Source organism: Haemophilus parainfluenzae T3T1, assembly GCF_000210895.1.
GTDB classification, from domain to species: domain Bacteria; phylum Pseudomonadota; class Gammaproteobacteria; order Enterobacterales; family Pasteurellaceae; genus Haemophilus_D; species Haemophilus_D parainfluenzae_A.
In genome coordinates this window covers 1,667,498-1,680,318 of sequence record NC_015964.1, presented here as the reverse complement: position 1 = coordinate 1,680,318, position 12,821 = coordinate 1,667,498, and the positions used below count along the sequence as shown (strand labels likewise).

12 protein-coding genes are annotated in these 12,821 nt (G+C 37.6%); 3 read left to right on the top strand and 9 right to left on the bottom strand.

Annotation, left to right across the window (positions count from 1 at the left end):
• Positions 1–33: 33 nt before the first annotated feature.
• From PARA_RS10475 to PARA_RS08325, 3 genes are all read left to right on the top strand, one after another.
• Positions 34–258 carry a DUF2513 domain-containing protein gene (locus PARA_RS10475; protein WP_014065385.1) on the top strand — a complete coding sequence of 75 codons (225 nt, stop codon included), beginning with the start codon at positions 34–36 and terminating at the stop codon, positions 256–258.
• 348 nt (positions 259–606) lie between these two features.
• The gene (ttcA, locus tag PARA_RS08330) at positions 607–1,536 is read left to right on the top strand and encodes a tRNA 2-thiocytidine(32) synthetase TtcA (protein ID WP_014065384.1); all 930 of its coding nucleotides are present in this window, start codon (positions 607–609) and stop codon (positions 1,534–1,536) included.
• Between the two features lies 1 nt (position 1,537).
• Positions 1,538–1,867 (top strand): TusE/DsrC/DsvC family sulfur relay protein, encoded by a 330-nt coding sequence (locus PARA_RS08325; RefSeq protein ID WP_014065383.1) that lies wholly within the window; start codon positions 1,538–1,540, stop codon positions 1,865–1,867.
• A 157-nt stretch (positions 1,868–2,024) separates the two neighbouring features.
• On the opposite strand, the gene PARA_RS08320 is transcribed toward PARA_RS08325, so the two are convergent.
• From PARA_RS08320 to PARA_RS08280, 9 genes are all read right to left on the bottom strand, one after another.
• Entirely contained in the window at positions 2,025–3,473 is a 1,449-nt protein-coding gene (locus tag PARA_RS08320; protein ID WP_014065382.1) for a hypothetical protein, read from the bottom strand.
• A 9-nt stretch (positions 3,474–3,482) separates the two neighbouring features.
• Positions 3,483–4,973: a VWA domain-containing protein gene (locus PARA_RS08315; RefSeq protein ID WP_014065381.1), complete on the bottom strand. Its 1,491-nt coding sequence runs from the start codon at positions 4,971–4,973 to the stop codon at positions 3,483–3,485.
• Between the two features lie 99 nt (positions 4,974–5,072).
• Positions 5,073–5,558 (bottom strand): hypothetical protein, encoded by a 486-nt coding sequence (locus tag PARA_RS08310; RefSeq protein ID WP_014065380.1) that lies wholly within the window; start codon positions 5,556–5,558, stop codon positions 5,073–5,075.
• A gap of 9 nt (positions 5,559–5,567) precedes the next feature.
• The gene (locus tag PARA_RS08305; protein WP_014065379.1) at positions 5,568–6,272 is read right to left on the bottom strand and encodes a membrane protein; all 705 of its coding nucleotides are present in this window, start codon (positions 6,270–6,272) and stop codon (positions 5,568–5,570) included.
• 20 nt (positions 6,273–6,292) lie between these two features.
• Positions 6,293–7,870 (bottom strand): SUMF1/EgtB/PvdO family nonheme iron enzyme, encoded by a 1,578-nt coding sequence (locus PARA_RS08300; protein WP_014065378.1) that lies wholly within the window; start codon positions 7,868–7,870, stop codon positions 6,293–6,295.
• A complete protein-coding gene (locus PARA_RS08295; protein ID WP_014065377.1) occupies positions 7,863–9,071 on the bottom strand; it encodes an ABC transporter permease in 1,209 nt (402 codons plus the stop codon). Before PARA_RS08295 ends, PARA_RS08300 begins: the two co-directional genes overlap by 8 nt.
• A 9-nt stretch (positions 9,072–9,080) precedes the next feature.
• Entirely contained in the window at positions 9,081–9,809 is a 729-nt protein-coding gene (locus tag PARA_RS08290; protein ID WP_014065376.1) for an ABC transporter ATP-binding protein, read from the bottom strand.
• Between the two features lie 13 nt (positions 9,810–9,822).
• Entirely contained in the window at positions 9,823–11,826 is a 2,004-nt protein-coding gene (locus PARA_RS08285; protein ID WP_041918268.1) for a vWA domain-containing protein, read from the bottom strand.
• Positions 11,826–12,815, bottom strand: coding sequence for a hypothetical protein (locus PARA_RS08280; RefSeq protein ID WP_014065374.1), 990 nt, complete (start codon positions 12,813–12,815; stop codon positions 11,826–11,828). The genes PARA_RS08285 and PARA_RS08280 overlap by 1 nt, the downstream gene beginning before the upstream one ends.
• Positions 12,816–12,821 lie beyond the last annotated feature (6 nt).

The window sequence follows — 12,821 nt, the reverse complement described above, 5'->3', positions numbered from 1 at the left end:
CAGAAGTGTATAAGATTGTACAGGTATAACAAAATGAAAAGAGATTGGGATTTAATTCGTAAAATACTACTTAAATTAGAAGAAAAAGCAGATAACACAAGTTTTCTTGAAAATGATGTGTTCGATGGGGTTTCACCAGCTATTGTCAATTACCATTATAAATTGCTTGAGCAGGCTGGCTTAATCACCCTTGAAGATTTGAGTGATCTTGATGGTGAAAACTATGTTGCACTTTCACTTACTTGGCAAGGACATTAATTCTTTGACAAAATTCGTAGTGATAATGTTTGGAATAAAATTAAAAATGCAGCTAAAGCTAAAAGCCTTGACTTATCTTTTGATGTGATAAAAAGCATATGTGCAACATTAATTACTTCAATATTGAGAGGAGATTAATAATCTTTGCGGAAAATACATAGCCACATTCCTACTAGGTTGTGTGATATAATTCCAAAATTGTTTTTAGAGCAATTACATTTAAGATTACGCCAAAAGTTGAGTTTTTCTTTTAGAAGAAAAAACAGAAAAATTCTCACCTGCTGGCTCCATAAAATTTATAAGCTCTGAAATTATTTCAGGGCTTTTTTATTAACTAAAGTAATCAATATGACAGAACAAAACCAAGATAAAAAACAAAGTTATAATTTCAATAAATTGCAAAAGCGCCTTCGCCGTAATGTTGGCAATGCGATTGCTGATTTCGGTATGATTGAAGATGGTGATAAAGTAATGGTTTGTCTTTCTGGTGGTAAAGACAGCTATACGCTTCTCGATATTTTGTTGAATTTACAACAAAGTGCACCGATTAAATTTGATATCGTTGCAGTCAATTTAGACCAAAAGCAGCCAGGTTTTCCTGAGCATGTTTTACCTGAATATCTGCAAAGTATTGGTGTGGATTATAAAATCGTTGAAGAAAATACTTACGGCATCGTAAAAGAGAAAATCCCAGAAGGCAAAACAACATGCTCTCTCTGCTCTCGCCTACGCCGTGGTATTTTATACCGTACAGCAACTGAACTTGGGGCAACAAAAATTGCACTTGGTCATCATCGTGATGATATGTTGGCTACCCTGTTTCTGAATATATTCTACGGTGGAAAATTAAAATCTATGCCACCGAAATTAATTTCAGATGACGGCAAGCAAATCGTGATTCGTCCATTGGCTTACTGTAAAGAAAAAGATATTGAAAAGTATGCTGTAGCCAAAGCATTCCCAATTATTCCTTGTAATTTATGTGGTTCTCAACCTAATTTACAACGTCAAGTAGTAAAAGAAATGTTGAATACTTGGGACCGTCAATATCCTGGACGCTTAGAAACCATGTTTAGCGCCATGCAAAACATTACGTTGTCACACTTATGTGACCCAAAACTCTTCGATTTCAAAGGCATTAAACATGGTCAATCACTTGATGGCATTGAAGGGGATACCGCATTTGATGAAGAACGCATCGAACCAATGAAATTTGATGATGAAGATGTCTCTGACTACTCCTATAATGAAATGATCAGCTTTAAAGAAGTGAATTAATATGATTATCGTACAAGGAAAACAAATAGAAACGGACGCCTTTGGCTATTTACTTAATATTGCTGATTGGAATGAGGATGTAGCAAAACACATTGCTCAGCTAGAAGATGTAGAACTGACCGAAGCTCACTGGGAAGTGATTTATTTTGTGCGTGATTTTTACCAAGAATATAACACCTCCCCTGCGATTAGAATGTTGGTAAAAGCAATGTCAGAAAAATTAGGTGCGGATAAAGGGAATAGCCGCTATTTGCAACGGCTCTTCCCTGACGGACCAGCTAAGCAAGCAACTAAATTGGCTGGTCTGCCAAAGCCAGCTAAATGCTTATAAAATAATGTAACCGCGCGATAAAGTGCGGTTATTTTTTTGAAAAAATTTAATCCAGATAAAAACAATAATAAAATCGATGCGTTATTAGGTGGAGACTAAAAAAATTCCATTAAATGGATTCTGATATTGAAAAAAAGGGCGTTAAACGCCCTTTCCATTATTCATCACAGATTTCTTGCTGTACTGGTTCCATTGATTTTTTAATAGCTTCAGTTAATTTAACTTGATTCGTCATATCACCGTTTAGAATTTCACCACCAGTTGTCTTAGCTAGGCAATCCGTATTATTCCAAGGTGAATTAATATTGACGATATTAATTTTTAATTTTGGTCTTTCTTTTGCTTCTTTTTTAATGAGCTCACAGGCGCTGCGATTCGTACAATCGCCATTACCTTCGGTGATTAATACAATTAATGCTTCACGTTCTTTTCCATCTACCATGGTTAAGGCTTTTTGTAATCCTTCATAAATAGGTGTACCAGGAACACGATGATCGCGTACCTGCATTTTATTAAGTTTGGCTTTTAATGTACTGCGTTGTGCCGCAGTAAATATGCCATGATTGGTAGCATAAGATGCTTTTTTCGAGGTAGATAAACAACTTTTTAGTTCGACTAAACCAATATCCACTGCTGGTGGAATATTATTAATTAATTCCGCTACCGATTTTTTGGATGCCACGGATCGATTTGGTTTGCGCTCCATGTAATAGATATCTTGTTGCGTGATGCCATATTTTGCTGGATTTCTTAATTTTTCATCAAAAATTGCTACTTTTTTGGCGCTTTCTAATAAGGTATAGCGCATTCCTGAAGCATTATTAAAAATAATTGCCATCTGTGGTGCATCAGTTGGCTTTTCCACTACTCGACAGTTTTTTTTCGGTTCAGGTTTGGGCTCCTCTACTTTCGGTTCTTCTTTTGGTGGTTCTTGAACCGGCTCCGGTTTTGGTTCTTCCACTTTAGGCTCTTCTTTCGGTGGCTCTGGTTTAGGCTCTTCTTTCTTCGGTTCTTCGACCTTAGGTGGTTCTACTTTAGGCGGTACAACCGGTTCGCGATTGAGCCACCACCAAGCCAATAAGCCTAGTAGTAATAAAAGAAGCGGTAAAAGCCAATAGCACCAACGGTGTTTTGGTGCAGTAAGAGGAACAACTGGTGGTGGAGCCGGTGGTTCTACTTTTTTTCCAATACCCCAACCAGTAATAACTGGTTCATTATTTACTAAATAAATTTGACGGGTATCATGAGTCGCCCCTTCCACCAATTGAGTTAACCAAGCACTTTGTTCGGGTGTCAGTACACCTTTAGCCATAAGCTCCTGATTCAATGTTACAATCGCATTTAGGCGTTGTTGAATCAGTGAAATTATTGGTTTAAATTGCTTCTCTTCTTGCATTTCTTGAGCAATCAAGACAGGCTGACCTTCTAGTTCGCTATACCATTCCACTGTAACCTGATCGGCTTTTATTTCTGGTTTTGCAAATAAAGTGGCGGTACTTGGTGGCAAATGGCTACGCAAGATTTTAATTATTTCATCATAATGGACAAAAAGTGCGGTCACATTTTGATTAATTTCTTGCAATTTAAAACGAGCTAGACGTTGCATAAGCGTTCCTTATTCACACTCATCAGTTTTAGTCATAGGTTTAATAGCTTGATTCACCATACTCACCACTTGTTTCTGATTATTTGCGGTAAATACTTTTCCGCCAGTAGCGCTGGCTACACAGTTGGCAGCTCTAGCCCCACCAATATCAACCACATTCACTTTTAAACGCGGTTTTTGTTTGGCTATTTGATTGGCTAGGCCACAAATATCTGCTGTAGTACAGCTATCTTTGCCATCACTTAGAAGCAAAATAAAGGCATCGCGTTTTACACCATCAATCATGCTGCTTGCAATTTGTAATCCATTATATAGAGGAGTTCCGCTATTCTCTTCTCCTGGTTTCATTGCTTGAATTTTGGCTTTAAGTGCATTACGTTTACCTGGTGAATAGAAACCATGGTTAGTTGCAGCCGGACAAGTTTTTAATGAGACTAAGCCGATATCTACATTTTTGCCAATGCTATTAATAATATTGGAAGAGGCTTTTTTAGCAGTGGCTAAGCGATTTGGTAAACGACGCATATACTCAAGCTCCTCATTACTTACACCATACGCATCCCAACGCTGTTCAAAATTACTTATAGTTTGTGAGTTCTCTAACAAACTATAAAGCATTGATGCAGAATTATCAAAAATCATTACCATCTGTGGTGTTTCACCTGGTTTGTATTTCGGCTTGCACACTTTTTGTGGTGGTTGTTTAGGCTCTTCCTTCGGTGGCTCAACAACAGGAGGTTCTACTTTCGGCTCTTCCTTAATCGGCTCTTGAATAGGCTCAGGCTTAGGCTCCTCAACCTTTGGTTCCTCTTTTATAGGCTCAGGTTTAGGCTCTTCAACCTTTGGCTCTTCTTTTGGAGGTTCTGGTTTAGGCTCCTCAATTTTTGGTTCTTCTTTTTTCGGTTCTTCTACCTTAGGTGGTTCCACTTTAGGGGGAACAACAGGTTCACGATTAAACCACCACCAAGCCAATAAACCGAGTAGCAATAAAAGAAGCGGTAATAACCAATAGCACCAACGGTGTTTAGGTGTTGCCACAGGGACAATCGGTGGCGGAGCCGGTGGTTCTACTTTTTTTCCAATCCCCCAACCAGTAATAACGGGTTCATTATTGATTAAATAAATTTGACGGGTGTTATGATTGGCACCTTCCACTAATTGACTCAACCAAGTGCTTTGTTCTGCACTAATAACCCCTCTTTCAGTTAGATTTTGAGTAAGTGCAGCAATAGCATTTAAACGCTGTTGAATGAGAGGTGAAATTTTTTGTAGTGCCGCTTTATCTGATTCATTTTCAGACACTAGATAAGGCTGCCCTTCCAGTTCGCTATACCATTCTACCGTTACTCGATCTGATTTGATTTCAGGTTTAGCGAATAAAGTGGCTGTGCTTGGTGGAAGATGAGCTCTCACAATTTTAAGTATTTCATCGTAATGTTCAAAAAGCACCGTTGCATTTTGATTAATTTCTTCTAGTTTAAAACGAGCTAAACGTTGCATAAATCCCTCTACATTTGAGTCGTATTATTGGAATAAAAACTGTCAATATTCTTATTCCAATAATAAGGGCTGATCTTTTTTCAAGATCAGCCTTTATAATTATTTAACAGCAAGCGCTTTTTTGTAAGCAGTCAACTTACGCTGTAACGTTTGCAATTCTTTTGCTTTCACTTCATCAGATGCACTAGAAGTATTTACCTGCTTCATTTGTTGTTCTACATCTTGAATTTTTGCTAATAGGTCGCTATTACCTTGAGCTTTTTGTTTAAGCAAGGCCGCATCATTTTGCAATTCCTTATTTAAATTAGCCAATGCAGCTTTTTTCTGATTCAGTTGCTTGGTTGATTTATTTTTTGCCTCTTGAGCTCGTTTATTTTTAGCTTGCAAATCAGCATTTTTGGCTTGCTCTTGTGATAACTCGCTTTCTTTACGCTGCACTCGGGTATCATAGCTACCTGAATTCACACAGGCCATTTTACCCCAAATACTTTGCTCCACATTTGGATCACATTCTTCAGGCGTCGCAGAACAAGCAACTAATAAAGCACAAGCAGAAAGTGCGGTGAATAATTTAATCGTTTTCACGCTCACTCCTTACCCGACTTGAATTGCAGAGCGTTGTTTCACCTGTGCTTGTAATGCTTGTTCATAGGTTGAAACCTGTTTTCTTAATTGAGAAATTTCTTGATCCAATCTCTTGCTTGAAGCACCGGAAGAACGTTCAGCTTTAGCTGTATCACTAAGCATATTTAAATTGGATTTCATTACACTTAAACGTTCTTTTGCAGCTTTAATATCAGCATCTACTTGAGCTAATTGTTGTTTAGCTTCTGCTTTTTGAATTGTTCCGGCTTTTAATTGACTATTCACTTTAGCAATCAATTGATTGTTTTTAGCCGTAGCAGCATTTAATTTTGCTGTGGATTTTTGTACCATCTGTGAATTTTGACGAACATCAGCAATATAAGCATTCAAACGATCTTCTTTTTTCACATAAGTTTTACGTTGTTTTTCTAAATAGTAGTTAGCACTCATACCAGCTGCACAGCCTGCTGCTCCACCAATTGCGGCACCCGCTACTGTACTTTCAGTATCACCACCCGTCAATAATCCTGTTAAAGCACCTAATGCAGCACCTCCTGCTGCTCCCCAAGCACAAGAACCCCAGCCTGATGAGCTAAAAAATTTAGCATCATCACCGCTATCTAAGCTGCTTGAACTACTACCTGTACCAGCACAGCCTGCAAGGGCTAATGAACTAGATAAAATTAGTACACCAAAGGTCTTTTTCAATTTCATAAGATTTTCCTTATTTATCATTAGTGAGTTTGAGGTTTAATTTGATTACATTGCTGTAACCATTGCTCTCGGGTAATTTTGCCATTCTGATAATATTGGCTTAAATGTTTCCAATATAAATCAAGGTACTGGCTCAAATTCGTCGCTTGTCCATTAGCAAGTTTTTTCTCGCTCATCATGGATTTTGTTCTTTCTACTTGTTCTTTTACATTAGCAAGGCTATAAGTGTCAAATGTACTAGTAATTGTGCCTGCATAATATTGCACAACAAAATCTCTAGCCTTTTCTGCCTCTTGTAATCGTTGTTTAAAATCAGATTCTTTTTGCTGATAAATTTGTTTTAAATCGGTATCCTGTTCATTTTTTATTTCCTCAGCAAAAGCTTTTACCGCTGTTTCTTGCTGTTCTACTTCTGCCTGTAAATCAGAAACATTAGCACAAAGGAATCCACCTAATTGTAAGGCTGAACGAATTGCGGCATCTCTCTGTTCATCGCGTGCCTGGTTTGCTGCTCGCAATTCATCTTTGGTCTTAGTGATTTCTTGTTTAAGTTTTTCATCTTCAACGTTCGACGCTAATTTTTCCAGTTTACCTACAATATTTGGATCATTACTCTCTTTACTATCTGAACCTAAAGCTGACCATTCTTGACGTAATTGATTAATACGATTATTTGATGTTAATAAAGGCGCGGTAATTGCTACACGGAATCCCATATCTTTTTTCTTCATCGCACCATTATTATCGTAATAAGGGACCTCAATACGTGAAGTATTGTTGACTTCACTTTCTCCTTTAATATAGCTTCCACCTCGGGCAATCATGCCCCCCTCTTGACCATGATAACGGCTTAGCTTATTAGCACGAAAACCGTCAAATACCATTTCAGAAACATTCCCCAATGTATCAAATAAACCAAGTGGATTCGGCTCAAGTAAACCGATAACTTGCAAACGACCATTAGCATTTTTAGATGACCATGCATAACGAGCTATACCATCTGGCATAGGAAAGGTATTTTCACGGAATGCTGCTTCATCAACCGCAACCCCACCTCGAGAAGCAAATTCCCATTCAGCATTAGTTGGCAAACGGACAAATCCTTTACTTCCATCTTCCGTTGGAAGTTTATCGGCTGCATTTTTAAGTAGCCATTCATTATATTTATGGGTAAATTCTACCGCATCAAACCAACTCATATTAATTGCGGGTAAACTGGTTTTCATATTTACTGAAGGACATTGCTCACCTTTCATTACGGCATTAAACTGAGCTTCTGTCACCTCATATTTTCCCATTAAGAAATAGCGTTCTTGTTTTTCATTGGCAAAACTACCCGAAATATAATTTGGCGTAGCATATTGCGCATAACCATCTGCATCATTGCTATTGCCACCGAGAGTGACTTTAATATCTTCTAATGGCTTTTTGGTGTTAGTTTTAATTACTCGAAAAACCATACTCCCTTCACAAGGCATGGGTAATACAATATCACCATCTAATTTTTTCGGGTTAAAAAATTTTTCTTCCCAAGGTTGGGCTGATACAGCCGTACTGGCCATAATTAATGCTAATAAAGAAAAGCGATATTTAAACATCTCGCAGACTCTCCGCTGGTTGAATTTTTACTGCGCGAACTGCCCCTATAGCAGCAACCACGCCAGCAAGTAGAAAAGAGAAAATAAAAGCCAAGCATAAATGTATTGGAGCCAAACGACTAACAAAATGGGAGCCACTTAAGCTTGTTCCTAGTATTTGATTAAATAATTGACTGCCAAACAAATACAGCCCATAAGATAAAATGAACGCAATACTACTGAGTACGATTGCTTGAAAAACTAAATAAATACCAACCGCACTTTGCTGAAAACCTATTAAACGTAAAACAGCAATATCCTTACGTTTTCGATCAATATTTGCAAGAAATGCACCAATAAGAGATAGCACGCAACCCACTACAGAAGTAAAAGCAATGACCATAAAAATAACATTTAATACACTATCAATCGCTTTTACATTTTCAATCGCTTTGGATTCTGTTCGAGTATCAATATGAAATTGTTCACGTAGCTTTAGTGCTAAAGGTGCCACATCATCCAGGCTTTTAGCATAAATTCTCGCTCTAGCAAAATTTTTACGGAGTTTATCATTTGGCTTTCCACTTGCCGTAGGGAAAAGTTCCGTTTTCATACCATCGCGAAAATCTTCAACACCAATTAATAATGACATGGGCACAAAAATTGCAGCACGAGGAAATTGTTGCTCATTTAAAATAGCTTGAACTTTTAATGGCAATAATGCCTTTTCTTCTTGTCCATTTTCATTTCGAGTTGCAACTAAAGTAATACTTTCACCTTGTTTAGCTTGTAGTTTTTCTGCACTTAATGCACTTAAAATAATGGAGTTCTCATTTAGCAAAGATTGTTGAGTAATTGGATCGCCTGAAGTGGTTGGAATTAATTCCACATTACGAACAAAATTTGCCTCTTTCTTCAAATCAATAATTGTATTAAGTGAACGCGTTAATGGAATCGAGAATTGGGTTTCCGGCTGTTGTTTAAGCCAATCAAACCAATCTTGAGAAAGATTTAAATTACCAACAATTTTAATTTCTAAATTGGTTGGATCATTAACCAATTGATGACGTAATTGAGAAACAATGCCATATTTCAAGCTAAATAGAAGCAATAAAGGAGCAATTACCGCTACCAATGAAGCGATAATACAAAAAGAAACCTTACGATCATAGAAAATATCGTTTAGTGCTAATTTTGCCAATAATGTAAATCTATTTTTCATTAAGATACCCTATTCTTGCGAGTCATTATTGGCTTGTTCAATAAAACAAGACTGACGTAAAGACATATCCAATTTTGCACTAAAAGTACGAAGTTCATTACGTTGCACTAAATCCCAATCGTGAGTTACTAGCAGTACGGCTATTTTTTGCTGTTTTGCTAAGGATAGCATTAAATGAAATAAGACCTCTGAGTGGTGGGGATCTAATGCAGATGTCGGCTCATCCGCTAATAATAAAAGTGGTTTATGAGCAATAGAGCGAACAAAAGCGACCCGTTGACGTTCACCTATAGAAAGCTGCTTTGGATATTTTGTCATTAAATGATTGATGTTTAGTTTTTCGCATAGATGATGTAACCAACTTTCATCAGCTAAAATCCCATTTGTTTGACAAGGTAGCAGAATATTTTGCCATACGCTTAAAAAAGGTAATAGCCCACCATTTTGTAACATAAAGCCAAGATTTTTAGAGCGAATCTCAGCCAAAGTCTTTTGCTTATTACTTAGAATAAGAGGGGCTAAATCCATGCTTAACGTAGCTGAGCTCAATTCATATTGGCTCAAGTTATCAGGTTTTAAAATTAGCCCCATCATTTCCAATAGCGTGCTTTTTCCACAACCGCTCGAACCACAAAGTGAAACGACCTCACCTTCAGCCAAAGATAAATGCGGTAGGGAAACCGTAAAACTTTGCTCCCCTTGTCCGCGAGTTATGGATAAATCTTTAATGGTTAGCACGCTATATCCTTTTCTATGGTAAGGCATCCAATGGTACTGGATATACATTATCGCGAGGATCGGCTCCTTCTGATAAAGAAATCCAACGAGATTGGTCCTCGTTAAAAATACGATAATGACGTAACTTACTATGCAGATCGCGAATAAATTTCTCTTGTTCCTGCACACTCATACCTTTCCAAGTATCTTCATCAATTCCTGTCACTTGACTCTTATAAGGAATGCCATCCAAATATTCACCAAGTAAACCTAAATCTGCCAATTTAGTTGATTTATCTTCCTTGATTTTATTTGGATCTTGTCCCATTGCAGCAGCTACTGAACGAAGTTGTGCAAACATATCTGTTGGTGAAATTAACCCGCTATTTGCCGCATCCGCAATTTTCTTTACTACATCACTCAAATCACTTAATTGTGATTTGGTTAGTAATACTCGAGCCTCGGCGGTTGGGACTGTTGGTTTAGCAAAATCACGGTCACTCACCCAAGCTTTAAATACTGGTGGTGCTTTTGTACCTTTTACTTCCCCTAAATATGCCAATTGCATTGCTTTACCTAATAAAACAGCATCTTCTTCAATTTCAGATTTTTTCGGATCTCCGCCTGTTTTTGTGGTGGCTGTTAATACGCTACCAGCAGCCTCTTCACCTGAGTAAGCTTGTTTTACCTGCTTAGTTAAAGCACTAGCAAGAGTATCTACTTTTTGCCCAAACTCATTCACATCTCCAGCATTGACCGGATAGTAAAGTGGTTTATTTAAATAATTATTAAAAGATAATTCATTATATTGTGCTTGAGCTATTTGATGGTTATTTTTTCCAGATGGTGTTTTAAGATGTAGAGTATAAAGTGCAACACCTCGATGCTGAGCCTCTAAACGTAATTGTTTTGCATCTAACCCCGTAGTCGAAATTGGATTATCCCCTTCAATCGCACCGGCGTCAGTAATCAATACTAAATAACGGCCTCCAAAATTGTTCCAATTAATTTCATTTAATGCCTGTGACACACCGGCATAAGCATCTTCACTAAATTCTTTTGAAGAAACAGTAGCTTGTTTTAAATTCGCCACTTTATCCATGAAATCTTTACCATCTTTTACGGTACTTGGATCAACGAACATTTTCGAAGTGTACTCTAATCCAGGTACTGCTTTAGTGCTTGAACGGAACGCCACTAAACCAAATTTAACCTGTTTACCCAGGTTCTCTTTTTCGATTTTTTCATAAACTTTTTTAATCGCATCGCGCGTTCTATTGATGTAAGGGTCCATAGAAATCGTCGAATCAATAACAAATACTACCGCAGCGCTAAATCCAACAATTTCTTGAGGTTGGTTTTGACCTGTTTTGTTAGTTTGATTATTGTTTGTTGTGCTTGTAGTTGGTTGAGTGACCGGCTTATCATTTTTGCTGACAGATGCGACTTCTAACAAGCGCTCATAAAATCCTTGACTATCCATCACTTCTTCTCCCTGTAAAACAGGTAATAGATAGAAGTTTTTTTGGAAATCTACAAATTCCTTTGGTTCTTCCGCTAACACTTTCTCACTACTTTTCTTTTGGGAAAGTTCAGCACGAATTGACTCAACTGCTTTTGCTGGAGAATTGTCATTAATAATACTTTCAAGAGTTGCTTTATCCTTAAAGAATAATAAAGACCCCCGATCGGATGGATTAGTAAAGACCATTGTCATTTGCATATTCCAAGGTACAGCACAATTAGCATCTAACCAACCGACAGTTTTACCAAAGCTATCTGGACCTACCTGTAATAAAGCCTTATTTCCTACATTTTCCCGTTTATATACATAATAGCGGGAAAAAGCAGGAATTTTTTGACCGCTCTTAGCATCACTTTTTTCTAATAACTCACAACTTGGTGTACTTAACACGCGTTGATAAAGTGTGGTTTTACCTTCTTGCAGTAATGGTTTTATCTCTTCAGCAAAAACTGACGGAGACATGATTGCTGTTAAGCAACAAAGAGATAAAGTAGAAAGTCTTAACTGTTTCATTATTTTTTCAATGCCTCTAATTTTTCTTTAGCTGTCGCATTATTCGGATCATTACTTAATGCAGTTTCATACCAATAAATTGCTGTTTCCTTATCAGCTTGGAAACAAGAACTACCTTTTTCATATTCCTCTGCATAAGCCAGTGCAATCTCCACATTGCCACCTTGAGCCTGGTTGGCATAAAGTCGTTGAGCAATCGCACATTTATTTGCTTGTTTAGCCGAAGCAATAATTTCTAAAATTTGTTTTGGCTCTGGTTTAGTTTTCAGACAGCTCTGAATAAACGCCAATTCATCATTAGTATTTGTATCCACTGCACAGTCAGATTTTGCCACTGGCTCATCTTTCTTGTTTAAGAAGAAATAAGCCCCAACACCACCGCCAATTAACAGAGCTAAAATTAAGGCAATTAAGCCTCCTTTACCTTTTTTCTTTTGCTCTACTGAAACTGGTACTTCAATATTATCTGCTGGCTCAGTCTGTGTTTCGTTTTGCGCTAAATCTTCAAATACTATAGCTGGTTCTGTTGATTGCTCATTTTCAGCTACAACAATGGGTTCTACCAAAGGCTCTTCAATGACTGGTTCTGGTTCAGCTTGCACATGACTCTGTACATTGTCTTCTCGACTGGAGTCACCACCAGCAAGAGAAGCTAAGATATTACCAACCATTCTGACTGGGCCACTATCAACAATCGTACCGTTCTGTACATCACGGACAGACATCATATAACGTACATTACCGATCTGTTGAACAAGACTATCAATGAGCCATTTACCAATAACACCTTGCAATACATCATTTTCTAAGGTTAATCCCTCCACCTTATGCCATACTGGTTCTGGATTCCATGGGGTTTCATTGCCATTAAAATAGCAGCCATCCTGATTTCGTTGTACTGCAATTTCAACTTCTGTACTACAACTCCATTTCGTCGCAGTGAATTTAGCGTATCCTGGACGATCTTCCTCTAATTGAATTCGTAACATTTTCTA